Source organism: Pseudomonas sp. AK181, from assembly GCF_051122975.1.
Taxonomy (GTDB): Bacteria; Pseudomonadota; Gammaproteobacteria; order Pseudomonadales; family Pseudomonadaceae; genus Aquipseudomonas; species Aquipseudomonas lactis.
Genome location: NZ_CP146348.1, coordinates 6035837 through 6061935 on the forward strand (window position 1 = coordinate 6035837; position 26099 = coordinate 6061935).

The 26099-nt window shown below is 63.3% G+C and carries 24 protein-coding genes and 1 pseudogene; 23 read left to right on the top strand and 2 right to left on the bottom strand.

The window, feature by feature from the left end; all coding sequences use genetic code 11:
- The first annotated feature begins 53 nt into the window (after nucleotides 1-53).
- The 4 genes from V8689_RS27505 to trxC are packed head-to-tail and all read left to right on the top strand — an operon-like array spanning nucleotide 54 to nucleotide 7212.
- Nucleotides 54-1796 carry a potassium/proton antiporter gene (locus V8689_RS27505; protein ID WP_003187967.1) on the top strand — a complete coding sequence of 581 codons (1743 nt, stop codon included), beginning with the start codon at nucleotides 54-56 and terminating at the stop codon, nucleotides 1794-1796.
- A 49-nt stretch (nucleotides 1797-1845) separates the two neighbouring features.
- Complete coding sequence (gene mscK, locus V8689_RS27510; protein WP_282389262.1) at nucleotides 1846-5229, top strand: mechanosensitive channel MscK; 3384 nt, start codon at nucleotides 1846-1848, stop codon at nucleotides 5227-5229.
- Nucleotides 5230-5277: 48 nt separating this feature from the next.
- Nucleotides 5278-6741 carry a protein adenylyltransferase SelO gene (gene selO / locus V8689_RS27515; protein ID WP_056782712.1) on the top strand — a complete coding sequence of 488 codons (1464 nt, stop codon included), beginning with the start codon at nucleotides 5278-5280 and terminating at the stop codon, nucleotides 6739-6741.
- Between the two features lie 36 nt (nucleotides 6742-6777).
- On the top strand, nucleotides 6778-7212 hold the full coding sequence (gene trxC, locus V8689_RS27520) for a thioredoxin TrxC (protein ID WP_056782711.1): 435 nt from the start codon (nucleotides 6778-6780) through the stop codon (nucleotides 7210-7212).
- A 130-nt stretch (nucleotides 7213-7342) separates the two neighbouring features.
- On the opposite strand, the gene V8689_RS27525 is transcribed toward trxC, so the two are convergent.
- Both V8689_RS27525 and V8689_RS27530 read right to left on the bottom strand, forming a co-directional pair.
- Nucleotides 7343-7558 carry a DUF6124 family protein gene (locus tag V8689_RS27525; RefSeq protein ID WP_047712416.1) on the bottom strand — a complete coding sequence of 72 codons (216 nt, stop codon included), beginning with the start codon at nucleotides 7556-7558 and terminating at the stop codon, nucleotides 7343-7345.
- 386 nt (nucleotides 7559-7944) lie between these two features.
- Nucleotides 7945-8715 (bottom strand): ParA family protein, encoded by a 771-nt coding sequence (locus tag V8689_RS27530; protein WP_034125599.1) that lies wholly within the window; start codon nucleotides 8713-8715, stop codon nucleotides 7945-7947.
- Nucleotides 8716-9052: 337 nt separating this feature from the next.
- Between V8689_RS27530 and V8689_RS27535 the strand changes: the two genes are divergently transcribed.
- The 19 genes and pseudogenes from V8689_RS27535 to V8689_RS27625 all read left to right on the top strand — a co-directional run bounded on the left by V8689_RS27535 (nucleotide 9053) and on the right by V8689_RS27625 (nucleotide 26098).
- Nucleotides 9053-9772 carry a beta-ketoacyl synthase chain length factor gene (locus V8689_RS27535; RefSeq protein ID WP_056782710.1) on the top strand — a complete coding sequence of 240 codons (720 nt, stop codon included), beginning with the start codon at nucleotides 9053-9055 and terminating at the stop codon, nucleotides 9770-9772.
- Nucleotides 9748-10560, top strand: coding sequence for a lysophospholipid acyltransferase family protein (locus tag V8689_RS27540; protein WP_056782709.1), 813 nt, complete (start codon nucleotides 9748-9750; stop codon nucleotides 10558-10560). The genes V8689_RS27535 and V8689_RS27540 overlap by 25 nt, the downstream gene beginning before the upstream one ends.
- Nucleotides 10538-10807, top strand: a complete 270-nt coding sequence (locus V8689_RS27545; protein ID WP_010563239.1) for a phosphopantetheine-binding protein — start codon at nucleotides 10538-10540, stop codon at nucleotides 10805-10807. The genes V8689_RS27540 and V8689_RS27545 overlap by 23 nt, the downstream gene beginning before the upstream one ends.
- A 9-nt stretch (nucleotides 10808-10816) precedes the next feature.
- The gene (locus V8689_RS27550) at nucleotides 10817-11071 is read left to right on the top strand and encodes an acyl carrier protein (RefSeq protein ID WP_003187949.1); all 255 of its coding nucleotides are present in this window, start codon (nucleotides 10817-10819) and stop codon (nucleotides 11069-11071) included.
- On the top strand, nucleotides 11068-11613 hold the full coding sequence (locus V8689_RS27555; RefSeq protein WP_003187947.1) for a membrane protein: 546 nt from the start codon (nucleotides 11068-11070) through the stop codon (nucleotides 11611-11613). The genes V8689_RS27550 and V8689_RS27555 overlap by 4 nt, the downstream gene beginning before the upstream one ends.
- Nucleotides 11610-13280, top strand: coding sequence for an ApeI family dehydratase (locus tag V8689_RS27560; protein ID WP_056782708.1), 1671 nt, complete (start codon nucleotides 11610-11612; stop codon nucleotides 13278-13280). The genes V8689_RS27555 and V8689_RS27560 overlap by 4 nt, the downstream gene beginning before the upstream one ends.
- 149 nt (nucleotides 13281-13429) lie before the next feature.
- Nucleotides 13430-14164, top strand: a complete 735-nt coding sequence (locus tag V8689_RS27565; protein WP_019818323.1) for a glycosyltransferase family 2 protein — start codon at nucleotides 13430-13432, stop codon at nucleotides 14162-14164.
- The gene (locus V8689_RS27570) at nucleotides 14161-15096 is read left to right on the top strand and encodes a glycosyl transferase (RefSeq protein WP_056782707.1); all 936 of its coding nucleotides are present in this window, start codon (nucleotides 14161-14163) and stop codon (nucleotides 15094-15096) included. Before V8689_RS27565 ends, V8689_RS27570 begins: the two co-directional genes overlap by 4 nt.
- Complete coding sequence (locus V8689_RS27575; RefSeq protein ID WP_056782706.1) at nucleotides 15080-16621, top strand: HAL/PAL/TAL family ammonia-lyase; 1542 nt, start codon at nucleotides 15080-15082, stop codon at nucleotides 16619-16621. Before V8689_RS27570 ends, V8689_RS27575 begins: the two co-directional genes overlap by 17 nt.
- Nucleotides 16614-17039 (top strand): acyl-CoA thioesterase, encoded by a 426-nt coding sequence (locus V8689_RS27580; protein WP_434520657.1) that lies wholly within the window; start codon nucleotides 16614-16616, stop codon nucleotides 17037-17039. Before V8689_RS27575 ends, V8689_RS27580 begins: the two co-directional genes overlap by 8 nt.
- A complete protein-coding gene (locus V8689_RS27585; RefSeq protein WP_056782704.1) occupies nucleotides 17036-17719 on the top strand; it encodes an outer membrane lipoprotein carrier protein LolA in 684 nt (227 codons plus the stop codon). The genes V8689_RS27580 and V8689_RS27585 overlap by 4 nt, the downstream gene beginning before the upstream one ends.
- Nucleotides 17691-20020 (top strand): annotated as a pseudogene (locus V8689_RS27590) (MMPL family transporter). The gene V8689_RS27585 and the pseudogene V8689_RS27590 overlap by 29 nt, the downstream one beginning before the upstream one ends.
- Before the next feature lie 33 nt (nucleotides 20021-20053).
- On the top strand, nucleotides 20054-21301 hold the full coding sequence (locus V8689_RS27595; protein WP_082587700.1) for an NAD(P)/FAD-dependent oxidoreductase: 1248 nt from the start codon (nucleotides 20054-20056) through the stop codon (nucleotides 21299-21301).
- Nucleotides 21298-22047: a class I SAM-dependent methyltransferase gene (locus V8689_RS27600; protein ID WP_056782701.1), complete on the top strand. Its 750-nt coding sequence runs from the start codon at nucleotides 21298-21300 to the stop codon at nucleotides 22045-22047. The genes V8689_RS27595 and V8689_RS27600 overlap by 4 nt, the downstream gene beginning before the upstream one ends.
- Entirely contained in the window at nucleotides 22044-22526 is a 483-nt protein-coding gene (locus tag V8689_RS27605; RefSeq protein WP_056782700.1) for a hypothetical protein, read from the top strand. The genes V8689_RS27600 and V8689_RS27605 overlap by 4 nt, the downstream gene beginning before the upstream one ends.
- Nucleotides 22523-23689, top strand: coding sequence for a beta-ketoacyl-[acyl-carrier-protein] synthase family protein (locus V8689_RS27610; protein WP_434520658.1), 1167 nt, complete (start codon nucleotides 22523-22525; stop codon nucleotides 23687-23689). The genes V8689_RS27605 and V8689_RS27610 overlap by 4 nt, the downstream gene beginning before the upstream one ends.
- Nucleotides 23686-24147: a hotdog family protein gene (locus V8689_RS27615; RefSeq protein ID WP_003187930.1), complete on the top strand. Its 462-nt coding sequence runs from the start codon at nucleotides 23686-23688 to the stop codon at nucleotides 24145-24147. Before V8689_RS27610 ends, V8689_RS27615 begins: the two co-directional genes overlap by 4 nt.
- On the top strand, nucleotides 24144-24872 hold the full coding sequence (gene fabG, locus V8689_RS27620; protein WP_032893932.1) for a 3-oxoacyl-ACP reductase FabG: 729 nt from the start codon (nucleotides 24144-24146) through the stop codon (nucleotides 24870-24872). The genes V8689_RS27615 and fabG overlap by 4 nt, the downstream gene beginning before the upstream one ends.
- A complete protein-coding gene (locus tag V8689_RS27625; protein WP_014716588.1) occupies nucleotides 24872-26098 on the top strand; it encodes a beta-ketoacyl-ACP synthase in 1227 nt (408 codons plus the stop codon). The genes fabG and V8689_RS27625 overlap by 1 nt, the downstream gene beginning before the upstream one ends.
- The last annotated feature ends 1 nt before the right edge of the window (nucleotide 26099 follow it).

A 26099-nucleotide genomic window follows, 5' to 3' on the forward strand; every position in this document is an offset into this window, starting at 1 on the left:
GCAGACTGCATGGTCAGTTTGCGTCCTGCCTTCCCCTGCCTGGAGTACTGCCTTTGAATGCGACGACCATCAACAGCCTGTTCTTGATCGGCGCGTTGCTGGTGACCGCGAGCATTCTGGTTAGTTCGCTTTCGTCACGCCTGGGTATCCCCATTCTGGTGATTATCCTGGCCGTGGGCATGACCGCCGGGGTCGATGGCGGCGGCATCATTTTCGATAACTACCCCACCGCCTATCTGGTGGGCAACCTCGCCCTCGCCGTGATCCTGCTCGACGGCGGTTTGCGCACCCGGGTGGCGAGTTTCCGTGTGGCGCTGTGGCCGGCCTTGTCTCTGGCCACGGTGGGGGTGTTGATTACCACCGGCCTCACGGGCATGGCCGCGGCCTGGCTGTTTAACCTCAACATCATCCAAGGCTTGCTGATCGGCGCCATCGTCGGCTCCACGGACGCCGCGGCGGTGTTCTCGCTGCTGGGCGGCAAGGGTCTCAACGAGCGGGTCAGCGCCAGCCTGGAAATCGAATCCGGCAGCAACGACCCGATGGCGGTGTTCCTCACCGTCACCTTGATCGACATGCTCGCCAGCGGCCAGACCGGCCTGCACTGGAGCCTGCTCACGCACCTGATCCGCGAATTCGGCATCGGCGGCCTGGTAGGCCTGGGCGGCGGCTGGCTGATGCTGCAACTGGTCAACCGCATCAACCTGGCCAACGGCCTGTATCCGATCCTGGTGATCGCCGGTGGCCTGTTCGTATTCGCCCTGACCAACGCCTTGCACGGCAGCGGCTTCCTCGCCGTGTACCTGTGCGGGCTGGTGATCGGCAACCGCCCGGTGCGCAGCCGCCATGGCATTTTGCATATGCTCGACGGCATGGCCTGGCTGGCGCAGATCGGGATGTTCTTGGTGCTGGGCCTGCTGGTCACGCCCCATGACCTGCTACCCATCGCCGTGCCCGCCCTGGGCCTGGCGCTGTGGATGATCCTGTTCGCACGGCCACTGTCGGTGATGGTAGGCCTGCTGCCATTCAAGGCGTTCCACGGGCGCGAAAAGGCCTTTATCGCCTGGGTCGGCCTGCGCGGCGCGGTACCGATCATCCTCGCGGTGTTCCCGCTGATGGCCGGCCTGCCCCATGCACAGCTGTACTTCAACCTGGCGTTCTTTATCGTGCTGGTCTCGCTGTTGGTGCAGGGCACCAGCCTGCCGTGGGTGGCCAAGCTGCTCAAAGTCACCGTACCGCCAGACCCGGCGCCGATCTCCCGAGCGGCACTGGAAGTGCACGTTACCAGCGAGTGGGAGTTGTTCGTCTACCGCCTGGGCGCAGAAAAATGGTGCATCGGCGCGGCCCTGCGCGAGCTGAAAATGCCCGAAGGCACGCGCATCGCGGCGCTGTTTCGTGGCCAGCAACTGCTCCATCCGTCGGGTAGTACGGTGCTGGAAGTCGGCGATTTGCTCTGTGTGATCGGCCACGAACACAACCTGCCGGCCCTGGGCAAACTGTTCAGCCAGGCGCCGCAACGGGGCCTCGATTTGCGCTTCTTCGGCGACTTCGTACTCGAAGGCGACGCCCAGCTGGGCGCGGTTTCCGCCTTGTACGGGCTCAAGCTTGAGGGTATCGACCCGGACATGCCATTGAGCCGCTTCATTACCCAAAAGGTTGGCGGTGCACCGGTAGTCGGCGACCAGGTGGAATGGAACAACACCATCTGGACCGTCGCCGTCATGGACGGGAACAAGATTGGCAAAGTCGGCGTCAGATTCCCCGAAGGAAGTCGCCCGGGCCCCGGACTCTTCCTCTAAACTGCGGGACAACGACGCCCCGATTCTTCACTCTGCAAGACCGGTCTCTATGCCAACCCTGCGTACTTTTCTCGCCACTGCCCTGCTGGGCCTGACCCTTTGTGCTGGCAGCGTATACGCCGCCGACCCGCCCAGCGCCGAAGCCGTCCAGCAAAGCCTGGATAAACTGCCCGACCGCAAGCTGCCTGACGCCGACATGAAGGCGCTGCAGGCGACCCTGCAACAAACCCTGACCTACTTGGGCAATCAGCAGGATTACGAGCAGCGCCTGGCCGACCTCAAGCGCCAGCTGGAAGAGGCCCCGCGCCAGACCAATGAGAACCAGCGTGAGCTGGCGCGCCTGAAGGCCACCAAAATCATCCCGGTGGCCCAACGCTACGCCAGCCTGCCGGTGCCGCAGCTTGAGCAATTGCTGGTGCAACGCAGCACCCAGCAAGGCGACCTGCAAAAAGAGCTGGCCGACGCCAACAGCCTGACCATCGCCGCCCAGACCCGCCCCGAGCGTGCCCAGACCGAAATCAGCAGCAGCCAGACGCGCATCCAGCAAATCAACGCGACGCTCAAGCTCGGCAAAGACAACGGCAAGCCCCTCAGCAGCGATCAGCGCAACCAGCTCAACGCCGAACTGGCGGCCCTGAATGCCTTGATTCCCCTGCGCCGCCAGGAATTGGCCGGCAACAGCCAGTTGCAAGACCTGGGCAACAGCCAGCATGACCTGATCCAGGAAAAAACCGCGCGCCTGGAACAAGAAATCCAAGACTTGCAAACCCTGATCAACCAGAAACGCCTGGCCCAGTCCCAGCAGACGGTGACCCAACAGTCCATCGAAGCGCAGAAAGCCGGCGGCAGCAGCATCCTGGCCAAGGAAAGCGCAGACAACCTCAAGCTGTCCGACTACCTGCTCAAAAGCACCGACCGCCTCAACGACCTGACCCAGAAAAACCTGCAAACCAAGCAGCAACTGGACACCGTCACCCAAAGCGACTCGGCCCTGGACGAGCAGATCAACGTGCTCAAGGGCAGCCTGCTGCTGTCCAAGATCCTCTATAAACAAAAGCAGGCCCTGCCGCGCCTCACCGTGGACAAAGACCTGGCCGACGACATCGCCAACATTCGCCTGTACCAGTTCGAGGTCAACCAACAGCGTGAGCTGATCACCTCCCCCAGCGCCTATGTAGACAACCTGCTGGCCAACCAGCCGCCAGATGAAGTCACCCCGCAACTGCGCCGCACCCTGCTGGAAGTGGCGATCACCCGCAGCGACCTGCTGGAACGCCTGAGCCGCGAACTGAGCGCACTGCTCAACGAATCCATCACCCTGCAACTGAACCAGAAACAACTGCTCAGCACCGCCAGCACCCTGCGCGCCACGCTCGACGAGCAAATGTTCTGGATCCCCAGCAACAAGCCGCTGGACACCGAATGGCTGGAAACCGTACCGGCGCACTTGAGCAAACAGGTCACCACCCTGCCCTGGGCGTCCAGCGTCAGCGAGTTGTATGACGGCCTGACCCAACGCCCGCTGCTGTTCCTGCCGTTGCTGCTGCTGATCGGCGCGCTGTTGTGGCGGCGCAATGCGCTGTATGTGCGCCTGAAAAAGGTTCACCAGGACATCGGCCACTTCAAGCGCGACAGCCAGTGGCATACGCCGCAGGCCATCCTGATCAACATCCTTTTGGCAATGCCCGTGGCCCTGGGCCTGGCGCTGTGTGGCTATGCGTTGCAGATCGACGCCCGCGGGCAAAACGCCAACCTGGGTGCGGCCTTGTTGCAGATCGCCCAGGCCTGGCTGGTGTTCTACACCGCCTACCGCATCCTCGCGCCGGGCGGCGTGGCGGAGCTGCACTTTCGCTGGGAAAGGCCCCAGGTCGAATTCCTGCAAGGCTGGATACGCAAGCTTGGCCTGGTGGTACTGGCGTTGGTGGCCGTGGTCGCGATTGCCGAACATCAACCGGCGGCGCTGGCTGACGACGTACTGGGCATCGCCGTGGTACTGACCTGCTACGGGCTGATGGCCTGGCTGCTGGGCCGCCTGCTGCTGAACAGCCCAACCCACGAAAAAGCCTCACTGTTTCGCAAAGCGATCGGCGTGGTGTTCACCGCCCTGCCCATCGCGCTGTTTATTGCCGTGTGCTTTGGCTATTACTACACCGCGCTGAAACTCAGTGACCGGCTGATCAACACCCTGTACCTGCTGATGTTCTGGCTGGTGATCGAAGCCACCTTCGTGCGCGGCCTGGGTGTTGCCGCACGGCGCCTGGCCTATGCCCGCGCCCTGGCCAAACGCCAGGCCGCCAAGGAAGCCGGTGACGGCGAAGCGGTGATCGAAGAGCCGACCCTGGACATCGAGCAGGTCAACGAACAGTCCATGCGCCTGATCCGCCTGGCCCTGCTCGGCGGCTTTATCGCGGCGCTGTACTGGGTGTGGTCGGACCTGATCTCGGTGTTTTCGTACCTGGATAACGTCACCCTGTACGAATACACCAGCGGCACGGGCACGAATATCAGCATGGTGCCGATCAGCATCGGCGACCTGCTGGGCGCGTCGATCATCATCGGCATCACCTTCGCCCTGGCGCGCAACCTGCCCGGCCTGCTGGAAGTCCTGGTGCTGTCCAAGCTCGACCTGGCCCAAGGCAGCGCCTACGCCACCACCACTTTGCTGTCTTACATCATTGCCGGCGTGGGCTTTGTCACCACGCTCTCCACCCTGGGCGTGAGCTGGGACAAACTGCAATGGCTGGTCGCCGCGCTGTCGGTGGGCCTGGGTTTCGGCATGCAGGAGATCTTCGCCAACTTCATCTCCGGCATCATGATTTTGTTCGAACGCCCGGTGCGCATTGGCGACACCATCACCATCGGCAACCTGTCGGGTACGGTGAGCAAGATCCGCATTCGCGCCACCACCATCACCGACTTCGACAACAAGGACATCATCGTCCCCAACAAGACCTTCATCACCGGGCAACTGATCAACTGGTCGCTGACCGACACCATCACCCGCGTCACCCTGAAACTGGGCGTGGACTACGGCTCCGATCTGGACCTGGTGAAGGAATTGCTCCTCAAGGCGGCGCGAGAAAACCCACGGGTACTCAAAGAGCCGGAACCCCACGTGTACTTCCTCAACTTCGGCGAAAGCACCCTCGACCACGAACTGCGTATGCATGTTCGCGACCTGGGCGACCGCAACCCGGTGCTGGACGAGGTCAACCGCTACATCAATCGTGAGTTCAAGAAACAGCACATCAACATCTCGTTCCGGCAGATGGAGATCTACCTGAAGAATCTTCACGGCCAGGAATACAAATTGGTGCCGGCCGAAGACGAGCGCAAGACCATTGCCGAGCCCCTCGACAAGCCCGACGCCCCCGAGCCACCTGCTGGCAAAGTGGTGGATGCGCCGGAGCCGCCACCCAGCAAACTCGACTAAACGCCCTATCCCCAGCAGAATGCTCGGACATTCTGCTGGAGATGGCCGGTGAAAGCCCTCGACGAACTGACCTTCGACAACCGCTTCGCACGCCTGGGCGACGCATTCTCGACCCACGTATTGCCCGAGCCCCTCGACGAGCCGCGTTTGGTCGTCGCGAGCAAAGCGGCCATGGCCCTGCTTGACCTCGACCCGGCCGTGGCCCAAACGCCGGTATTTGCCGAGCTGTTCGGTGGCCATAAGCTGTGGGCCGAGGCAGAACCACGGGCGATGGTGTATTCCGGGCATCAATTCGGCGGCTATACCCCGCAGTTGGGCGATGGCCGCGGGTTACTGCTGGGCGAGGTCTATAACGAAGCCGGCGAGCATTGGGATTTGCACCTCAAGGGCGCCGGGATGACGCCTTACTCGCGCATGGGCGACGGCCGGGCGGTGTTGCGCTCTTCGATTCGTGAATTCCTCGCCTCCGAAGCCCTGCATGCGCTGGGCATCCCCACCAGCCGCGCCCTGTGCGTGATCGGCTCCAGCACGCCGGTATGGCGGGAGAAACAGGAACGCGGCGCCATGGTTTTGCGCCTGGCCCACAGCCACATCCGCTTCGGGCACTTCGAATATTTCTATTACACCAAAAAACCCGAGCAGCAGGCCGAGCTCGCCGAGCACGTGCTGAACCTGCACTACCCCGAGTGCCGCGAGCAACCCGAGCCCTACCTGGCGATGTTCCGCGAAATCGTCGAGCGCAACGCCGAAATGATCGCCAAGTGGCAGGCCTATGGCTTTTGCCACGGCGTGATGAACACCGACAACATGTCGATCCTGGGCATTACCTTCGACTTCGGGCCCTTCGCGTTTCTCGATGATTTTGACGCGCACTTCATCTGCAACCATTCCGACCATGAAGGCCGCTACTCCTTCAGCAACCAGGTGCCTATCGGGCAGTGGAACCTCAGCGCCTTGGCCCAAGCGCTCACGCCGTTCATCAGCGTTGACGCACTCAAAGAAGCCCTCGGCCTGTACCTGCCGCTGTACCAGGCGCACTACCTGGACCTGATGCGCCGCCGCCTGGGACTGACCACCGCCGAAGACGACGACCAGCAGTTGGTGGAGCGCTTGCTCAAGCTGATGCAGAACAGCGGCGTGGACTACACACTGTTCTTCCGACGCCTGGGCGATGAATCCGCGGCGCTGGCCGTGACGCGTTTACGTGACGACTTTGTGGACATCGCCGGGTTCGACGCCTGGGCCGAGCAGTACAAGGCACGCGCTGCGCGGGATGGGGATTACACCCAGGAACAGCGCCGTGAGCGCATGCACGCGGTCAACCCGCTCTACATCCTGCGCAACTACCTGGCCCAAAACGCCATCGCCGCCGCTGAATCAGGCGACTACAGCGAAGTGCGGCGGCTGCATGAAGTGCTGACCAGGCCGTTTGAGGAACAAGCGGGGATGGAGCAGTACGCGCAACGGCCGCCGGATTGGGGTAAGCATTTGGAGATTAGTTGTTCGTCATAAGCCCTGAAACCCATAGCCGCCCCCAAGGAGCCCCCGATGTCCGAACCTCTTGTCATCCCCTGCCCACATTGCAACGGCCTCAACCGCATCCCCGGCGAACGCCTGGGTGACGCGCCCAAGTGTGGGCGTTGCAAGCAGCCGGTGTTGCTGAGCAAACCCTTTGATTTGAAACAGGGCGACTATGCCAGCCAGATCAAGGGCGACCTGCCGCTCTTGGTAGATGTGTGGGCCGACTGGTGCGGACCGTGCAAGTCGTTTGCGCCGGTATTCGAACAGGCCGCCGGGCAGTTGGAAGGCAAGTGCCGGCTGGCGAAGTTGGACAGTGAGGCTAACCAGCAGCTGTCGGCGCAGTTGGGGATTCGCTCGATTCCCAGTTTGATCCTGTTCAAGAACGGCCGCGAAGTAGCGCGCCAGAGTGGGGCATTCCCGTTGCCGCAGTTGATGAGTTGGTTGCGTAGCCAGGGGGTGTAAACATCCCCCGCCATCAACTCGGTCAATGTGGGAGCTGGCTTGCCTGCGATGCAGGCGACTCGGTCTGCCTGGTACACCGATGTGATGCCATCGCAGGCAAGCCAGCTCCCACATTGAATGCATTTGAGCTTCAGGTCAGCGGGGCTTCGCGGTCCATCATCTGGCTGACCAGCATGACGCCCAATTCGCTTAACTGATGGATGGCCAGCGCTACGTCGCGGTGTTCGCCGGTGAGGTCGTTGGACAGGTTGAGCAGCAAGGTGCGCACCGAGGAGAAGGTTTCGTAGCTGTTGAGCACGAGGGTTTCGGTGGGGAGGTTGGGTGAAACGGTATAGAGGTTAGCCATGGATCGTCTCCGGGTTGAGGAGCCGCAACCAGCCCGCTACTAAACGGAGGGTGGCAGCTGTACGCAGGTTAGTAGACCGGGGAGACGCAACCGGCGCGCTCGAAAGCGCCCTCCGTACAGCCACCATCGAATTCAGGAAGATCCTGATCGACGATTTGCCGTACGTCTCACCACGGGCTACTAAACCCGATCACTGAACATTCAGCGACCGGCAAACCTTAGAGACGCCCATCCAGACGCACAAGCCGGCGGATTCTGGCGTAGCTGTAGGCAAGGTTACAAGGCACAAGCCCAATTGCCAGACCCGTCCTACAGACCCTGTGGGACAAATCCAACTCACCTGCCGTAATGCAATCCAAACTGTGGGAGCTGGCTTGCCTGTGGAATCAGGCGTTTTCCAGCAGGTTGTGCAGGTCCACGAACTGCTGCGTCAGCTTATGCCGTGGGTCCAGATGAATCAGCGGCTTGCTCTCCTGGTGCGACTCGCGCATACGCACGGAGCTGGCCAGGTACACCGGCAGTACCGGCAGCCCTTCGGCAATCAACTCATCGAGAATCTGTTGCGGCAGGCTCGCCCGGGCCTGGAACTGGTTGACCACAATGCCTTCCACTTCTAGGCCTTCGTTATGGTCGTCCTTCAATTCTTCGATCTCGGCCAGCAAGCCATACAAAGCCTGGCGCGAGAAGCTGTCGCAATCGAAGGGGATCAGTACGCGATCGGCGGCAATCAACGCCGAAACCGCATAAAAATTCAGCGCTGGTGGCGTATCCAGGTAAATCCGGTCGTAATCCTCACTCAATTCATCCAACAGCTTTCGCAGCTTGTTGATCTTGTGCTTGGCCTCAAGCTTGGGCTGCAGGTCGGCCAGTTCCGGGGTGGCGGTGATCACGTGCAGGTTGTCGAAGGGGGTTTCGTAGATATCCACCCGGTTTTTCTTCGAAAACGGCCCCGTAGACAGGGTTTGCTTGAAAAAATCCGCGATCCCCATAGGGATGTCGTCACCCGTCAGCCCGGTGAGGTACTGAGTGGAGTTGGCCTGTGCATCGAGGTCCACCAACAGGGTTCGGTAACCTTCGCTGGCGCTGACCGCCGCCAGGTTGCAGGCGATGCTGGACTTGCCCACACCGCCTTTTTGATTGAACACCACGCGCCGCATGGAAAAACCTCCGTGTATCAATGAATGCCCGAGTGTAGAGCGCAAAAGCGCCCATTAGCTACCTCGTTCATCCATGCGCGGCTGCATAAGTACACATCCCCCGCATCTGGCTCACAAATGAATAAGAAAGGTCCGTCAACCCGACTCGGCTCCTGATCACCGACAATCGGTAAACCCTGCCTCTTGATTTGTGATCAATAGTGAACAAATTTTTACCAATATTTGCTAGAAGCCAACGGCACCGGGATAATGCGCGCCATTCGGCCATTGCTCCCTGTCCCGGAATCCGGGGCCATTGGCCGCACATGGAAGCCCGCAGGGGCGGGATAACTTCTCAGTGATCAACTTCAACATCGCCCAATGGCGCGCCTGGGCTCCTGGCCTTGAGAGTGCGGACGACTGGCACGCCTGGTGCCGGGACCCGGTGTTGCTGCCTGCCAGCGAAGCGTCCCCCGATGTGTCATTTTTGCCAGCTATGCAGCGCCGCCGCCTGAGCCGGCTGGCGCGCATGGCGTTCAGCGTCGGCTGGCCGCTGGCCGAGGGCCTTGATGACCTGCCGCTGGTGTTCATTTCCCGCCACGGCGAAACCCCGCGCACCCTGGACATCCTCAGCGACCTGGCCAACGAGCAGCCGCTGTCACCCACTCAGTTCAGCCTGTCGGTGCATAACGCGGTGATCGGCCTGTGGTCGATCCTGCGCAATGAAACCAGCGAGATGACCGCCCTCGCCGCCGCCGGCGATGGCCTCGAACACGGCCTGCTCGAAGCCGCCGCGTTGCTCAACGAAGGCGCCCCCGCCGTGTTGCTGGTGATCACCGAAGAACAGCCGCCCCAAGCCTATGCCAGCTGGATTACAGATGTGCCCTTCCCTTATGCCCTCGGCCTGTTGCTGACGCCGGGCGACGAGTGGCAACTGGAACTCACCACCGGCACTGTCCAACTCACTCAAACCCAGTGGCCCCACGCCCTGAACCTGCTGCGCACCCTGCTGACCGAACAGGGCGCCTGCCAACATGCCTGGAAGAACCGAGTATGGAACTGGCAACGCAAGCCCTGACCCACAAGCCACGGCAGGCCTATTACTGGCGCCTGTTCGCCACGGCCCTCAGCTTTTGCCTGTTTGGCATCGGCGGGCTGTGCCTGCGTTTGCTGGTGTTTCCGCTGCTCAGTTGCCTGCCTGGCGATGCCAACCAGCACCAACGGCGCGCACGCCACACCATCAGTTGCCTGTTCTGGTTTTTCATTCGCTTGATGAAGGGCCTGGGCATTCTCACCTACAGCGTCGAGGGTGCCGAAAAGCTTGGCCGCCCTGGCCAGATGATCGTCGCCAACCACCCGTCGCTGATCGACGTGGTGTTCCTGATCGGCCTGATGCGCCAGACCAACTGCGTGGTCAAGCAGAGCCTGTTCCAGAACCCGTTCACCCGCAGCCCGGTGCGCGATGCCGGCTACATCAGCAACGACGGCAGCGCCGACATGCTCGATGCCGCAGCCGACGCCCTGCGCGCCGGCCAAACGCTGATCATCTTTCCCGAAGGCACCCGCACCACGCCCGGCGCGGCGCCGGCCTTTCATCGCGGCGGCGCGGCCATTGCCCTGCGCGGTGCGACCGTCATCACCCCGGTGGTGATCAAGGTCAGCCCCACCACCTTGACCAAGGCCGAACCCTGGTATCGCATCCCCCACCGTCGATTTCACTTCAGTTTGCGCGTGGGCGCCGATATAGAGCCACAAGCGTTTGCCGCCGTCGGGCCCGCGCCCCAGGCTTCACGCAAGCTCAACGATCACCTGCATCACTATTTCATTAAGGAGCTCGCCGAAGATGAGCGACCAACACCGCCTTGAGCACGACATAAAGACGCTGATCATCGAGGCCCTGGGCCTGGAAGACATCAGCGCCGACGATATTGGCAGCGACCAGACCCTGTTTGGCGAAGGCCTGGGCCTGGATTCGGTCGATGCGTTGGAATTGGGCCTGGCGATCCAGAAAAAATACGGTATCAAGATCGATGCCGACGCCAAGGACACCCGCAATCACTTCACCAACGTGGCCAGCCTTGCGGCGTTCGTCACAGCCCGACAGGCAGCTTGAGACCGTACCATGCAAACTCGTGACGATATCTTCAACACCCTGCGCGACGCCTTGGTGGAACTGTTTGAACTGCCCCCGGAACGCGTCACCCTGGACGCCAACCTGTACCAGGACCTGGAAATCGACAGCATCGACGCGGTGGACCTGATCGACCACATCAAGCGCCAGACCGGCAAGAAGATCGCCGCCGAAGAGTTCAAGGCGGTACGCACCGTGAACGACGTGGTAGAGGCGGTGTACCGTCTGGTCCAGCCCGCCGCATGAGCCGGCTGATCGGCCTTGGCCTGTTATTGGCGGGGCTGCTGTACCCCTTCGCGGTGTATTACGGCACCGAGCACTTTGCCCCCTGGCAGTTTGGCTTATTGCTGGGCAGCCTGTGGCTGTTGCGCGCGCTCACCGCTGCGCAGCGGCCGGGCAGCCGATGGATGGCGGTGGTGGTGATCGTGTTTTGCCTGGCGCTGGCCTGGTTCGATAACCCGCAGTGGCTGCGCTGGTACCCGAGCCTGGTCAGCGGGTTCATGCTGGCGTTGTTCGGCCTGAGCCTGAAATACGGCCCGCCGATGGTCGAGCGCCTGGCGCGCATGACCGACCCGCACCTGCCGCCCCACGCGGTGGTGTATACCCGCCGGGTCACCCTGGTGTGGAGTGTGTTTTTTCTCTGTAATGGCCTGCTCGCCGCCGCGCTCACCCTTTGGGCGCCGCTGAGCTGGTGGACGTTGTACAACGGCCTGATCGCCTACGGGTTGATGGGCCTGTTGTTTGCCGTGGAATGGCTGGTACGACAAAGGGTTCGAGGCCGCGTATGAAAGGGTTGAAACTTGAGCACTTGCTGCTTGAGCCACTGCAGGATCGCGGGGTAACCACCGAGCCCGCCATGAATCACGCGCAACTGTGCGAGCGCTCCCTGAGCCTCGCCGCAGGCTTGCAGGCCCGGGGTATCCGGCGCCTGGCCGTGCACCTGGAAGACGCCGGGCTGCTGGCGATTGCGCTGCTGGGCGCCTGGCGGGCCGGTGCGAGCGTGCTGCTGCCCGCCGACCTGCAACCCCAGACGCAACAACGCTGGGCCGCTGCCGTGGATGCCTGGCTGGTCGACGCCAGCGACCTGGACGCGCTGTATCAAGCGCCCTTGAGCGCCGCCGCTCTCGACCTGGACAACTGCCAACTGAGCCTGTGTACCTCCGGCTCCAGCGGCGAGCCCAAGCGCATCGACAAGTCCCTGCGCCAGTTGGCCAATGAAGTAGAGGCCCTGGAAGCGCTGTGGGGCGATGATCTCAAAGGCGCCTGCATCATCGGCAGCGTCGCCACCCAGCACATCTACGGCTTGCTGTTTCGCGTGTTGTGGCCGCTGTGCGCCGGTCGCACCTTTGTGCGCAAGCAACTGGCGTTCCCCGAAGACATGCAGCGCGCCAGCCGTGAGCACTCACAATTTGCCTGGGTGGCCAGCCCGGCGCTGCTCAAGCGCATGGGCGACAACCTCGACTGGCCGGCACTGAGCCAGGTGGCACGGGTATTCTCCTCCGGTGGCGCGCTGCCGGTTGATGCGGCCGGCAGCCTCTACGACCGCTTGCAGCAATGGCCCACAGAAATTCTCGGCAGCTCGGAAACCGGCGGCATCGCCTGGCGCCAGGGCGCGCAACCCTGGCAGCCGTTTGCCGATGTGCAATTGAGCCAGGATGCCGAAGGAGCACTGCGCATCGCCTCGCCATACCTGCCCGCAGGGCATATCGAACAAACCGCCGACGCCGCACGCATCCATGCCGATGGCCGGTTTGAACTGCTGGGCCGCCTGGACCGTATCGTCAAGCTGGAAGAAAAACGCATTTCCCTGCCGATGTTGGAGCAAGCGCTGATCGCCCATGACTGGGTGGCCGACACCCGCCTGGGCGTGGTGCAGGAAAACCGCGCCTCCCTGGGCGCCGTGGTGGTGCTCAGCGACGCAGGGCTGCATGCCCTGCGCAACCAGGGGCGCCGCGCGCTCACCCAAACCCTGCGCCAGCACCTGAGCCAACATTGCGAAGCCCTGGCCTTGCCGCGCCGCTGGCGTGTGCTGCGCCAATTGCCGCTGAACAGCCAGGGCAAGCTGCCCCAGGCCGATATCGAAGCCTTGTTGCTGGCGCCGCGCCCCAAAAGCCCGGAGGTGTTGGCGCAAGTCGAAACCGAAGGTGAATGGACCTTGCAACTAAGCATTCCACCAGACCTGGCCTATTTCAGCGGGCACTTCCCGGCCACCCCGATTTTGCCGGGGGTGGTACAGGTGGAATGGGCGTTCAACCTGGGCCAACAACTGCTTGACCTGCCAACCCGGTTCGCCGGCATGGAAGTGCTCAAGTTCCAGCAACTGGTGCGCCCCGGCGATCAGATCGAACTGCACCTGCGCTTTGATCGGGAGCGTAGCAAGCTGTACTTCGCCTATCGCAATGGGGTTGCGGCGTGCTCAAGCGGCCGGATAGTGCTGGAGGCCGCGCATGCATAGGCCGGGTGAGCACTTCGTGCTCAATCGCGGGCAAGCCCGCTCCCACACTGGATCAGTGTCGGCCAAAAATCTTGCGTGCACAGCAAGTCCAATGTGGGAGCTGGCTTGCCTGCGATGCAGGCGGCCCGGTGTATCAGGTGCCCCCCATCATGCATAACCCCTGCGCTTTAATCCCGGTGTACAACCACGAAGCCGCCGTGCCAGCCGTGGTCCACAGTGTGCTGAAAAGCGGCCTGCCCTGCCTCTTGGTCGACGATGGCAGCAGCGCCGCCTGCGCAGCAGTGCTGGCGCACCTGGCGACGTTGGACAACGTCACCCTGCTGACCCTGCCCAGCAACCAGGGCAAGGGCGGTGCCGTGATGGCCGGTTTCCGCGAGGCAGCACGCCTGGGCTACACCCACGCCCTGCAAGTGGACGCCGACGGCCAGCACGACCTGCGCGAAGTCGAGACCTTTATCCACACCTCGCGCCAGCACCCCGACGCCGTCATCTGCGGCTACCCCGAATACGACGACAGCGTGCCCAAGGGTCGCCTGTACGCACGTTACCTGACCCACGTGTGGGTGTGGATCAACACCCTGTCGCTTGAGATTCGCGACTCGATGTGCGGCTTTCGCGTGTACCCGCTGGCGCCGACCCTGGCGCTGATGGACTCGGCCTACATCGGCACCCACATGGATTTCGACTCGGACATCCTGGTGCGCCTGGCCTGGCGCAACCAGCCCATGCGCTGGCTGCCCACCCAGGTGCACTACCCCGCCGATGGCCTGTCGCACTTTCGCTTGTTGCGCGACAACCTGCGCATCAGCGCCATGCACACGCGGTTGTTCTTCGGCATGCTGGTGCGCGCGCCGATGATCCTGTGGCGACGGTGGCAAGCATGAACGACAGCACCAAGCATTGGGCCGACCGCGAGGAACGCGGCAGCTTCTGGCTGATGAAATTCACGGCGGTCGCGGTCAAAGTCCTCGGCCGTCGCCTGTTGAGTCCGTTGCTCTACAGCATCGTGTTTTACTTCTTCCTGTTCGGCCGCACCGCACGCCACAGCGCCTGGCAATACCAGCAGCGCCTGGCGCAGTGGAGCGGGCGCGATGACTTGCTGCCGAGCCACCGCACCGTCTTTGCCCAGTTCATGGCCTTTGCCGATTCACTGCTAGACAAGCTCGACGTGTGGAACGGCAAGCTGCGCCTGGAGCAAATCGAGATCAACGACCCGGCGCAGTTGCGCGGCCAACTGCGTGGCGAGCGTGGGCAGATGCTGGTGGGCGCGCACCTGGGCAACCTGGAAGTGTGCCGCGCCCTGGCGGAGATTGGTGAACAGGTCACCATGAATGTACTGGTGCACACCAAGCACGCCGAGCGTTTCAACCGCCTGCTGGGCGAGGCCGGCGCGACCCATTTGCGCCTGATCCAGGTCAGCGAACTGGACCCGGCCACCATGCTGCTGCTCAGCCAGCGCCTGGACGACGGCGAGTGGCTGGCGATTGCCGGCGACCGCATCCCGCTGCACGGCGGGCGCACGGTGCGCGTGGACTTCCTCGGCCATACGGCGGCATTCCCCCAAGGCCCATGGCTGCTGGCAGGGTTGCTCAAGTGCCCGGTCAATCTGCTGATGTGCCTCAAGCACCAGGGTCGCTATCGCCTGACTATCGAGCCCTTTGCCGATTTGATCGAATGGAAGCGCAGCACCCGCGAGCAGGTCATCGCCCTGTGGACCGCCCGCTACGCCGCACGCCTGGGCCAGTTCTGCCTGCAAGCGCCCCAACAATGGTTCAACTTTTACCCTTTCTGGAAGACCGATGACCACGCCTCTTGAGCCCATCACCTTTGGTGAACGCCCCCTGCGCATCGAAGACGTGCTGGCCCTGGCCAACCGCCAGGTGCCCACTCGCCTGCAAGACGATGCCGCGTACCGCCAGCGCATCGCCAAGGGCGCGCAGTTCCTCGACTCGCTGCTGGACAAGGAAGGCGTTATCTACGGCGTGACCACCGGCTACGGCGACTCCTGCGTAGTGGCGGTGCCGCTGGAGCACGTCGAAGCGTTGCCGCGTCACCTGTACACCTTTCACGGTTGCGGCCTGGGCAAATTGCTTGATGCCCAGGCTACTCGCGCCGTACTGGCGGCGCGTTTGCAGTCGCTGTGCCATGGCGTGTCCGGGGTGCGTGTGGAACTGCTGGAACGCCTGCACGCCTTCCTCGAAAACGATGTGCTGCCACTGATCCCGGAAGAAGGCTCGGTGGGCGCCAGCGGTGATCTGACGCCGCTGTCTTATGTGGCTGCGACCTTGTCCGGCGAACGTGAAGTGCTGTTCCGTGGCGAACGCCGCCAGGCCGCCGACGTGCACCGCGAGCTGGGCTGGGAGCCGCTGGTATTGCGGCCCAAGGAAGCCCTGGCACTGATGAACGGCACCGCCGTGATGACTGGCCTCGCCTGCCTGGCTTTTGCCCGCGCCGACTACCTGTTGCAACTGGCCACGCGCATCACCGCCCTCAATGTGGTGGCGCTGCAAGGCAACCCGGAACACTTCGACGAGCGCCTGTTCGCTGCCAAACCGCACCCAGGGCAGATGCAAGTGGCCGCGTGGCTGCGCAAGGACCTGGCCATCGACGCGCCCACCGCCCCCCTGCATCGCCTGCAAGACCGCTATTCGCTGCGCTGCGCGCCCCATGTGCTCGGCGTATTGGCAGACAGCCTGAACTGGCTGCGCTCGTTCATCGAGATCGAACTGAACAGCGCCAACGACAACCCGATCATTGATGCCGAAGAAGAACGTGTGCTGCATGGCGGGCACTTCTACGGCGGGCATATCGCCTTCGCCATGGACAGCCTCAAGACCCTGGTCGCCAACGTGGCCGACCTGCTCGACCGCCAACTCGCACTGCTGGTGGACGTGCGCTACAACCATGGCCTGCCGAGCAACCTCTCGGGCGCCCCGGCTGACCGCGCGATGATCAACCACGGCTTCAAGGCCGTGCAGATCGGCACTAGCGCCTGGACCGCCGAAGCGCTGAAAAACACCATGCCGGCCAGCGTGTTCTCGCGCTCCACCGAGTGCCACAACCAGGACAAAGTGAGCATGGGCACCATCGCCGCCCGCGATGCGATCCGCGTGCTGGAGCTGACCGAACAGGTCGCCGCCGCGACCCTGCTCGCCGCCAACCAAGGCGTGTGGCTGCGCGCCCAGGCCGAGGATGCCCGTCCACTGCCACCAGCACTGGCCGCGATGCATGCAGAGCTGGCCCGGGACTTTGCGCCGGTCATCGAAGACCGCGCCCTGGAAGGCGAACTGCGCCTGTGCCTGCAACGCATCGCAGCGCAACACTGGAGGCTGCATGCGTAGCCCCGGCGTGTTGCACAGCGACACTGAAATCCTCGTACCGTTTTTCGACATCGACACCATGAACGTGGTGTGGCACGGGCATTACGTGAAGTACCTGGAAGTGGCGCGCTGCGCGTTGCTGGACAAGATCGGCCATAACTACACGGCGATGCTGGAAGCCGGCTACGCGTGGCCGGTGATCGACATGCAGCTACGCTATCTGCGCGGCGCGACCTTCGGCCAGACCATCAACGTGCGCGCCAGCCTGGTGGAATGGGAGAACCGTTTGAAGGTGAACTACCTGATTACCGACCGGGCCAGCGGCGAGCGCTTGACCCGCGCCAGCACCGTGCAAGTGGCGGTGGAAATCGCCAGCCGCGAAATGCAGCTGGCCTCGCCCAAAGTCTTCACCGACGCCGTCGAAAGGGCCCTGAAATGAAATCCCCTGTAGGAGCGAGCTTGCTCGCGAAGATCGCCAACGATAACGCGGGGTACCTGACAGCCCGTGGCGCCCTCAGGTTTTTCGCGAGCAAGCTCGCTCCTACAGTGGCGGCGTTGTTGCTGAGCTTCAGCGCCTACGCCTTCGACCTGCAACAGTTGAGCGATCAGCTTGCCAAACCCTCCGTGATCCACGGCCACTTCTCCCAGGAAAAACACCTGCGTGCCCTGCCCCAGCCGTTGGTGAGCAAAGGCACCTTCGTGCTCGCCAAGGATCACGGCCTGCTGTGGCTGTTGAAAACCCCGCTGCAACAGGACTACCGCATCACCTCCCAAGGCATTGCCCGTCGCGATGCCAATGGCTGGCAGTTGCTGCCAAACAAGAGTGCCGGCGCCGAACAGAATCGTTTGTTCCTGGCGGTACTGCAGGGCGACAGCAGTGGCCTGCAGCGTGACTTCGACCTGCAACTGCAAGGCGAGGCCCAACAGTGGAAGCTGACCCTGACCCCGCGTTCGCTGCTGCTCAAGCAAGTGTTCACCCAGATCAACATCGACGGCGGCGCGCTGGTGCACAGCATTGAACTGCTGGAAACCCAAGGCGACAGCACGCTGCTGCGCATGCAGGACAGCACCGCCGACCAGCCCCTGAGCGATGCGGAGCAACACGACTTTGCCCAGTGAGCGCCTGCTGCCGCGCCTGTTCCTGACCCTGCTGGTGGCCGTGCTGGCCCTGGCCGGCTGGCAGTGGCGTGATGGCGCGCCGTTGTCGGCCAACCTGATGGAGCTGGTGCCCGGCAGCACGCCGGACGCCCTGGAGCTGCAAGCCGAACAGCGCATGCAAGAGCCGCTCAACCGCGAAATGCGGTGCTGGTGGGGCATGCCGACCGCCAGCAAGCGGTAGCCGTGGCGCAGCAACTGGGTGAGCGCTGGCAGGCCAGTGGCCTGTTTGAAAAGGTGCAGTGGAACCTGCAAGCCGATTTGCCAGCGTTACGCGAACAACTGCTGCGTGGGCGTTTGTCGATGCTCTCGGCCAAGGACCGCGAACAACTGATCCAACAGCCGGACGCGTTCATCCAGCAACGCGTGCAATCGCTATTCGACCCCTTCACCGGCTTCAGCCTGGTGCCCAGCCAGGACGATTGGCTCGGCCTCACCGGGCGCATCCAGAACAGCCAACCGCAACACGGCGCCGTGCAAATGGACATCGGCAGCGGCGCCTTGATCGCCGATGCCGACGGCAAGAGCTGGGTGCTGCTGCGGGCGCGCACTACCGGCAACGCCTTCGACATGAAGTTGCCGCTGCAAGTGGCGGACTTGCTAAAGGCCAGCCGCGAGCAAGCCGGCGCACACGGCGCACAACTGCTCGCCGCCAGCGGCTTGCTCTACGCGGCCAACGGGCAACAGCAGGCCACGCGGGAAATGACCTGGGTCGGCGGCGGCGCCACCCTGGGCATCCTGTTGTTGCTGCTGCTGGCGTTCCGACGCTGGCGGGTGTTGCTGGCGTTCGTGCCGGTGCTGGTGGGCATGCTGTTTGGCGCCGTGGCGTGCGTGGCGTTGTTTGGGCATATGCATGTGATGACCCTGGTGCTGGGTTCCAGCCTGATCGGCGTGGCAGTGGATTACCCGCTGCATTACCTGTCCAAAAGCTGGAGCCTGCAGCCGTGGCGCAGTTGGCCGGCATTGCGCCTGACCCTGCCGGGGCTGAGCCTGAGCCTGGCCACCAGCGCTATCGGTTACCTGGCGCTGGCCTGGACGCCGTTCCCGGCGCTGACCCAAATTGCGGTGTTCTCCGCCGCCGGCCTGGTCGGTGCCTATTTGTGCGCCGTGTGCCTGTTGCCCGCGCTGCTCAAGGGCGTGGAACTGCGCCCGGCGCAATGGCCGCTGCGTATTGCACAAGGCCTTTGGCAGCTGCGTACGGCCCTGCTCAAACGTGTGCCCAGTTCGGTACTGCTGGTGTGGGTGCTGCTGTTCTGCGCGGCGGGCCTGTGGCAACTGAACACTAAAAACGATATCCGCCAATGGATCGGTGCGCCGCCGCAGTTGCTGCAGGAAGCCCAGGCCGTGGCGCGCATCACCGGGTTCCAGCCCACCAGCCAGTTTTTCCTGGTGCGGGCGAGCAATCAGCAGCAGTTGCTGGAGCGCCAGGCCGCCCTGGGTAAACGCTTGGACCAGTTGGTGCAGATGGACAAGCTCCAGGGCTACCTGGCGCTCAATCAACTGGTCAACCTCCCCGACGAGCAACAGCAACTGCGCGAGGCGCTGAACAACCTGGCGCCACACTGGCAACCGCTACTGGACCTCGGCGTGCCCCTCAGCGCCCTGCAAGCCGAAGTGGCGCAGTTGCAAGCGTTGCCTACCGCAGACATCGACGCCGCCTTGCAAGGCCCGCTGGCCGAGCCCTGGCGCACGCTGTGGCTCGGCCCGGTGGACGGCGGCGTGGCGGCCATGGTCAGCCTGCAAGGCTTGAACAACCCGGCGTTGCTGCGGGTGCAGGCGCTGGACTTGCCCGGCGTGCAGTTGGTGGATCGCCTGGGTGACTTGAACCGGGTGTTTGCCGACACGCAGATCAGCGCTGCCGAATTGAAGTTGCTGTCGTGCGTGCTGATCGTGCTATTGCTGATTGCACCCTTCGGCTTTGGCGGCGCCCTGCGTATCGTCGCCCTGCCGCTGCTGGCCGCGCTGTGCAGCCTGGCCAGCCTCGGTTGGCTGGGCCAGCCGTTGACCTTGTTCAGCCTGTTTGGCCTGTTGCTGGTCACGGCCATCAGCGTCGACTATGCGATTTTGATGCGCGAGCAGATCGGCGGCCCCGCCGTCAGCCTGTTGGGAACACTGCTGGCGGCGCTGACGACCTGGTTGTCGTTCGGCCTGCTGGCGGTCTCCAGTACACCGGCCGTGAGCAATTTCGGCTTGTCGGTCAGCCTGGGCCTGGCGTTCAGCTTTATGCTGGCGCCCTGGGCCGGCAGGCAGAAACACGCCTTATGAATGTGATTAGCGCCCATGCGGCAAGGAGCCCTCGTGCCCACAGTTGAAATGGAACGTCGCCAGGTGGTGGTGATCGGTGCCGGGCCTTCCGGTGCCATCGCGGCCGCGCTGTTAAAGCGCAAAGGGCATGATGTATTGATCATCGAGCGCGAGCATTTCCCGCGCTTCTCGATTGGCGAAAGCCTGCTGTCGCACTGCATCGACTTTATCGAAGAAGCCGGCATGCTCGACGCTGTGCAAGCGGCAGGCTTCCAGGTCAAAACCGGCGCGGCCTTCGCCTGGGGCGAGCGCTACAGTGCCTTTGATTTCAGCGACACCTTCAGCAACGGCAAGCCCACCACCTTCCAGGTGCAGCGCGGCGAGTTCGACAAGTTGCTGGCCGACCAGGCCGCGTTGCAAGGCGTGGAAATCCGCTACGGCCAAACCATCGTCGGCGTGGATTTCTCTGCCGAGAGCCGGTATCTGCATGTGCGCCGCGAGAATGGCAGCGAGTACCACCTCAAGGCCAGGTTCGTGCTCGATGCCAGCGGCTACGGCCGTGTGTTGCCACGCCTGCTGGACCTGGAAGCACCGTCGAATTTCCCGCAGCGCCAGGCCGTATTCACCCACGTCGAAGACCGTATCGAACACCCAGGCTTTGACCGCAGCAAAATCCTGGTGACCACTCACCCGACCCAGCGCGACATCTGGTTCTGGACCATCCCGTTCAGTAACGGTCGTTGCTCGGTGGGCGTGGTCGCGGCCAAGGAGCATTTCGAGGCCACGGGCAGCAACCTCGACGCCTGCCTGCGTGGCTTTATCGAGCAAACCCCAAGCCTGTCCGGCGTGCTGCAAAATGCCGTCTGGGACACCCCCGCGCGCACCATCGGCGGCTACTCGGCCAACGTCAAAACCCTGCACGGCCCAGGCTTTGCGCTGTTGGGCAATGCGGCGGAGTTCCTCGACCCGGTGTTCTCCTCCGGCGTGACCATTGCCATGCGTTCAGCGAGCATGGCCGCAGGGGTGCTGCACCGCCAATTGAGCGGCGAAACGGTGGACTGGCAAACCGAGTTTGCCGAACCGCTCAAGCGCGGTGTCGATACCTTCCGTTGCTACGTCGAGGGCTGGTATGCGGGCACGTTCCAGGACGTGATTTTCCATCCTGGCAGCTCCGCGGAGATTCGCCGCATGATCAGCTCGATCCTGGCCGGTTACGCCTGGGATGAACGCAACCCGTTTGTCAGCGAGCCCAAGCGGCGCTTGCGGATGCTGTCTGAAATTTGTGCGAGTGAGCCGGTATGAGCAGCCCAGGCGTTGAAAAAAATTACCTGAGCCAAAACTACGTCGAAGAAACCAAGTTCGGCTTCTGGTTCCTGCGCAGCCATACCTGGCAGCATCACGTGTTGCGCGTGGCGATCAATGACCTGCGCAGCCTGTTCAGCGAGCCGCTGCCGGTGGCGCCGGTGTTGTTGGATGCCGGTTGCGGCCAGGGCAAATCCTTCCAGTTGCTGCATCAGGTGTTCGCGCCTTCGCGCCTGATCGGCCTGGATGCCGACCCCCACAGCTTGGCACTGAGCCGCGAAGAAGCTGCGCGCCTGGGGCTGGACGTCGAGCTGATCGGCAGCGACTGCGCGACCCTCAACGTGCCGGATGCCAGTGTGGATATCCTGTTCTGCCACCAGACCTTCCATCATCTGGTGGAGCAACATCGCGCACTCAAGGAGTTCTATCGGGTGCTCAAGCCGGGCGGCTATTTGCTGTTTGCCGAATCCACCGAAGCCTACATCGACACCTGGGTGATTCGCTGGCTGTTCCGCCACCCGATGCATGTGCAAAAGAGCGCCGAAGAGTACTTGGAGATGCTGCGCGAGCAGGGCTTTGAATTCGACTCGCAGAATGTCTCGTACCCCTATCTGTGGTGGAGCCGTTCCAGTGACTTCGGCCTGCTGGAACGTTGGGGCCTGCGCAAGGCGCCGCCGGTGGGCCAGCGCGAGGAAACCCTGGTCAACTGCGTAGCGCGTAAACCTGTGGAGAATGCGGCCCCATGATGCGCCTGCTGTTGATAAGTTGCCTGTTGCTGCTCGGCGCCTGCGCCAGCCAGGCACCGCTGCCGGAGAAAATGCCGGCCCTGGCCTTGCCGATGCAATTGCATGTGCAGCGCCTGGCGGACGGCCAGAGCCAGGACTGGCTGCTGGTGATCCAGCGCGAAGGCCAAGCGCTTCGCTGGTCGATGATGGACCCGCTGGGCATTCCCCTGGCCCGGCAAAAACTGCTCGATGGGCAGTGGCAGGCAGACGGCTTGCTGCCGCCCAACCCCCAGGCGCGCACGCTGTTTGCCGCGCTGCTGTTTGCCCTGACCGCCCCCGGTGACGTACCGGCGTTGTATCCCACTGCCCAGGCGATGGACCTGACACGCACGCTGCCGGGCCATTGGCAGATCGTCTATCAGTCTTCCGAGGTGTTCAGCGTGAACATGGCCGACCCGCCGTTGAGTTACCGCATCACCCCGCTGGGTGTGAGCCGATGACCACCTACCTCAATGCCCTTGGCATAATCTGCGCCCTGGGCCGTGGCCAGGCGCAAGTCAGCCGCAACCTGTTTGCCGGCGACTGCTCGGGCATGCGCGCCGAAAGCGGCTGGGTGCCGGAGCGCGCAGTGCCGGTGGCCGCCGTACACGGTGAACTGGCGAGTCTGCCTGCGGAGCTGGCCGAGCAAAGCAGCCGCAATAACCAGTTGCTGCTGGAAGCGGCGTTGCAGATTGAAGATCAGATCCGTGAGGCGATTCAAATCTACGGTCCTGATCGGGTCGGGGTTGTACTCGGCACCAGCACCTCGGGTATCGACGAAGCCAGCCGTGGCATTGCCCATTACCTGCAAAACACGCAGTTCCCCGCTGGCTACGACTACCAGCAACAGGAACTCAGCGCCCCGGCCAACTTCCTCGCCGACTGGCTGAACGTGAGCGGCCCGGCCTATGTGATTTCCACCGCCTGCACCTCCAGCGCCCGAGCGTTGATGAGCGCCCAGCGCCTGTTGGACCTGGGGGTGTGCGATGCGGTGATCTGCGGCGGCGTGGACAGCCTGTGCAAACTTACCCTGAATGGGTTTACCGCGCTGGAAGCGGTGTCTGCCGAGCGCTGTAATCCGTTCTCGGTGAACCGCAACGGCATCAATATCGGTGAAGCGGCGGTGCTGTTCCTGATGAGCCGCGCGCCCGCGCCCATCGCCTTGCTGGGCAGCGGCGCCAGTTGCGACGCACACCATATCTCCGCGCCCGAGCCCAGCGGCAAGGGCGCGTTGCTGGCCATGCGCAAGGCCCTGGCCAGTGCAAAACTTTCGCCCGAGCAGATCGGCTACCTGAACCTGCACGGCACCGCGACCCAACACAACGACGCCATGGAAAGCCTGGCGGTCGCCAGCCTGTTTCCCGGCGGCGTCGCTTGCTCATCGACCAAGCCCATGACCGGCCACACCCTCGGCGCGGCCGGGGCCCTGGAAGCCGCGTTCTGCTGGCTGAGCCTGACCCATCGCCTGCTGCCACCCCACGTATGGGACGGCCACCCCGACCCGGCGCTGCCCGCGCTGCAATGGGTACGCAGTGGCGACAGCTTGAAAAAACCCTGCCTGATGAGCAACTCGTTTGCCTTCGGCGGTAACAATGTCAGCCTGATAATCGCAGAGGCCCCATGATCGATTGGCCACTTGCCGAACTGCTGCCCCATGCGGGCGACATGATCCTGATCGACCAGGTGCTGTCGTTCGATGAAGAGCAGATTCACACCCGCGTCACCGTCAAGCCCGGCGGCCTGTTCAACCGCGCCGACGGCAGCCTGCCGGCCTGGGTCGGCATCGAGCTGATGGCGCAAAGCGTCGCCGCCTATGCCGGTTGCCATGCACGCCAGCAAGGCAAGGCCGTGGAGCTGGGTTTCCTGTTGGGCACGCGTAAGTTCGAGTGCAACGTGGAGCACTTTGCGGCCGGCGCCGAACTGAACATCCACGGCCTGCGCTCCCTGGAAGACGACAACGGCATGGGTGTGTTCGAATGCCACCTCACCGGCGACGGCATCCAGGCCAGCGCGCGCTTGAACGTATTTCGACCGCCCCAGGCGGCCAACTATTTAGCTGAATCGAAGGACGAAACGCCATGACTGAATCCGTACTGGTCACCGGCTCCAGCCGTGGCATCGGCCGCGCCATTGCCCTGCGCCTGGCCCAGGCCGGCCATGACATCGTGCTGCATTGCCGCAGCGGCCGTGCCGAAGCCGACGCGGTACAGCTCGAGGTCCAAGCCCTGGGGCGCAAGGCGCGGGTGCTGCAATTCGACGTGGCGGATCGCGCTGCGTGCAAAGAGATTCTTGAGGCCGATGTGGAGCAACATGGCGCCTATTACGGCGTGGTGCTCAATGCCGGCCTGACCCGCGACGGCGCCTTTCCTGCCCTGTCGGAAGACGATTGGGATGTGGTGATGCGCACCAACCTGGATGGTTTCTACAACGTGCTGCACCCGGTGATGATGCCGATGATTCGGCGTCGCGCCGCCGGGCGTATCGTGTGCATCACCTCGGTGTCCGGGCTGATCGGCAACCGCGGCCAGGTCAACTACAGCGCGTCCAAAGCCGGCTTGATCGGCGCAGCCAAGGCGCTGGCCATCGAGCTGGGCAAGCGCAAGATCACCGTCAACTGCGTGGCGCCGGGCCTGATCGACACCGCGATGCTGGATGAAAACGTGCCGGTAGAAGAACTGATGAAAATGATCCCGGCCCAACGCATGGGCACGCCGGAAGAAGTCGCTGGCGCAGTGAACTTCCTGATGTCCGCCGAAGCCGGCTATATCACGCGCCAGGTGCTGGCCGTGAACGGGGGCCTGTGCTGATGAAGCGCGTTGTCGTCACCGGCATGGCCGGCGTGACCTCCCTGGGCAGCGACTGGGACACCATCGCCGCGAACTTTCGCGCCAACCGCAGCGGCATCCGGCGCATGGACGAGTGGGACCGTTTCACCGAGCTGAACACGCGCCTGGCTGGCCCTATCGACGATTTCGTCGTGCCCGCGCACTGGACGCGCAAGCAACTGCGCAGCATGGGCCGCGTCTCGCGCCTGGCCGTGTGGGCGGCGGAGCAGGCCTTGCGGGACGCCGGCCTGCTGGGTGACGAGTCGATCAAGGACGGGCGCATGGGCGTGGCCTGTGGCTCGTCCACCGGCAGCACCGATGAGATCAAGGCGTTCGGCAATATGCTGCTCAACTCGGTGGCCGAGGGGCTCAATGCCAACTCCTATGTGCGCATGATGCCCCACACCACGGCGGCGAATATCAGCATCTTCTTTGGCCTCACGGGCCGGCTGATTCCCACCTCCAGCGCCTGCACCAGCGGCAGCCAGGGCATTGGCTACGCCTATGAGGCGATCAAGTTCGGGCGCCTGCCGTTGATGCTCGCAGGCGGCGCAGAAGAACTGTGCCCCACCGAAGCCATGGTGTTCGATGCGCTGTACGCCACCAGCCTGAAAAACGATGCGCCGCAAACCAGCCCGCGCCCCTACGACAGCGGCCGCGATGGCCTGGTGATCGGTGAAGGTGGCGGCATGTTGGTGCTGGAAGAATTGGAGCACGCGTTGGCGCGGGGCGCGCATATTCACGCCGAACTGGTTGGCTTCGGCAGCAATGCCGACGGCCAGCACACCACCCGCCCGGAACAGAAAACCATGCGCCGCGCCATGGAGCTGGCCCTGGAAGACGCAGGTCTTGAACCGTCCGCCATCGGCTACGTGAACGGCCACGGCACGGCTACCGATCAGGGCGACATCGCCGAAACCCTGGCCACCAGCAGCCTGTTTGGCAGCCGCATGCCGATCAGTTCGCAGAAGAGTTTCCTGGGGCACACCCTGGGTGCGTGCGGGGCGTTGGAGTCGTGGTTCAGCATCGAGATGATGAACCGCGACCAGTACGTGCACACCTTCAACCTGGACGCGGTCGACCCGCAATGCGGCGAGCTGGACTACCTGCAGGGTGGCTTTCGCCAGATGCACAACGACTACGTGATGAACAACAACTTTGCCTTCGGCGGCGTCAACACCTCGTTGATCTTCCGCCGCTGGGCCTGAC

What these genes read in the sequence shown, in the direction of transcription:
- mscK (WP_282389262.1), top strand. Translation starts at nt 1,846, where the DNA reads ATGCCAACCCTGCGTACTTTTCTCGCCACTGCCCTGCTGGGCCTGACC.
- trxC (WP_056782711.1), top strand. Translation starts at nt 6,778, where the DNA reads ATGTCCGAACCTCTTGTCATCCCCTGCCCACATTGCAACGGCCTCAAC.
- V8689_RS27525 (WP_047712416.1), bottom strand. Translation starts at nt 7,558, where the DNA reads ATGGCTAACCTCTATACCGTTTCACCCAACCTCCCCACCGAAACCCTC.
- V8689_RS27530 (WP_034125599.1), bottom strand. Translation starts at nt 8,715, where the DNA reads ATGCGGCGCGTGGTGTTCAATCAAAAAGGCGGTGTGGGCAAGTCCAGC.
- V8689_RS27540 (WP_056782709.1), top strand. Translation starts at nt 9,748, where the DNA reads ATGGAACTGGCAACGCAAGCCCTGACCCACAAGCCACGGCAGGCCTAT.
- V8689_RS27545 (WP_010563239.1), top strand. Translation starts at nt 10,538, where the DNA reads ATGAGCGACCAACACCGCCTTGAGCACGACATAAAGACGCTGATCATC.
- V8689_RS27550 (WP_003187949.1), top strand. Translation starts at nt 10,817, where the DNA reads ATGCAAACTCGTGACGATATCTTCAACACCCTGCGCGACGCCTTGGTG.
- V8689_RS27555 (WP_003187947.1), top strand. Translation starts at nt 11,068, where the DNA reads ATGAGCCGGCTGATCGGCCTTGGCCTGTTATTGGCGGGGCTGCTGTAC.
- V8689_RS27560 (WP_056782708.1), top strand. Translation starts at nt 11,610, where the DNA reads ATGAAAGGGTTGAAACTTGAGCACTTGCTGCTTGAGCCACTGCAGGAT.
- V8689_RS27565 (WP_019818323.1), top strand. Translation starts at nt 13,430, where the DNA reads ATGCATAACCCCTGCGCTTTAATCCCGGTGTACAACCACGAAGCCGCC.
- V8689_RS27570 (WP_056782707.1), top strand. Translation starts at nt 14,161, where the DNA reads ATGAACGACAGCACCAAGCATTGGGCCGACCGCGAGGAACGCGGCAGC.
- V8689_RS27575 (WP_056782706.1), top strand. Translation starts at nt 15,080, where the DNA reads ATGACCACGCCTCTTGAGCCCATCACCTTTGGTGAACGCCCCCTGCGC.
- V8689_RS27580 (WP_434520657.1), top strand. Translation starts at nt 16,614, where the DNA reads ATGCGTAGCCCCGGCGTGTTGCACAGCGACACTGAAATCCTCGTACCG.
- V8689_RS27585 (WP_056782704.1), top strand. Translation starts at nt 17,036, where the DNA reads ATGAAATCCCCTGTAGGAGCGAGCTTGCTCGCGAAGATCGCCAACGAT.
- V8689_RS27600 (WP_056782701.1), top strand. Translation starts at nt 21,298, where the DNA reads ATGAGCAGCCCAGGCGTTGAAAAAAATTACCTGAGCCAAAACTACGTC.
- V8689_RS27605 (WP_056782700.1), top strand. Translation starts at nt 22,044, where the DNA reads ATGATGCGCCTGCTGTTGATAAGTTGCCTGTTGCTGCTCGGCGCCTGC.
- V8689_RS27610 (WP_434520658.1), top strand. Translation starts at nt 22,523, where the DNA reads ATGACCACCTACCTCAATGCCCTTGGCATAATCTGCGCCCTGGGCCGT.
- V8689_RS27615 (WP_003187930.1), top strand. Translation starts at nt 23,686, where the DNA reads ATGATCGATTGGCCACTTGCCGAACTGCTGCCCCATGCGGGCGACATG.
- fabG (WP_032893932.1), top strand. Translation starts at nt 24,144, where the DNA reads ATGACTGAATCCGTACTGGTCACCGGCTCCAGCCGTGGCATCGGCCGC.
- V8689_RS27625 (WP_014716588.1), top strand. Translation starts at nt 24,872, where the DNA reads ATGAAGCGCGTTGTCGTCACCGGCATGGCCGGCGTGACCTCCCTGGGC.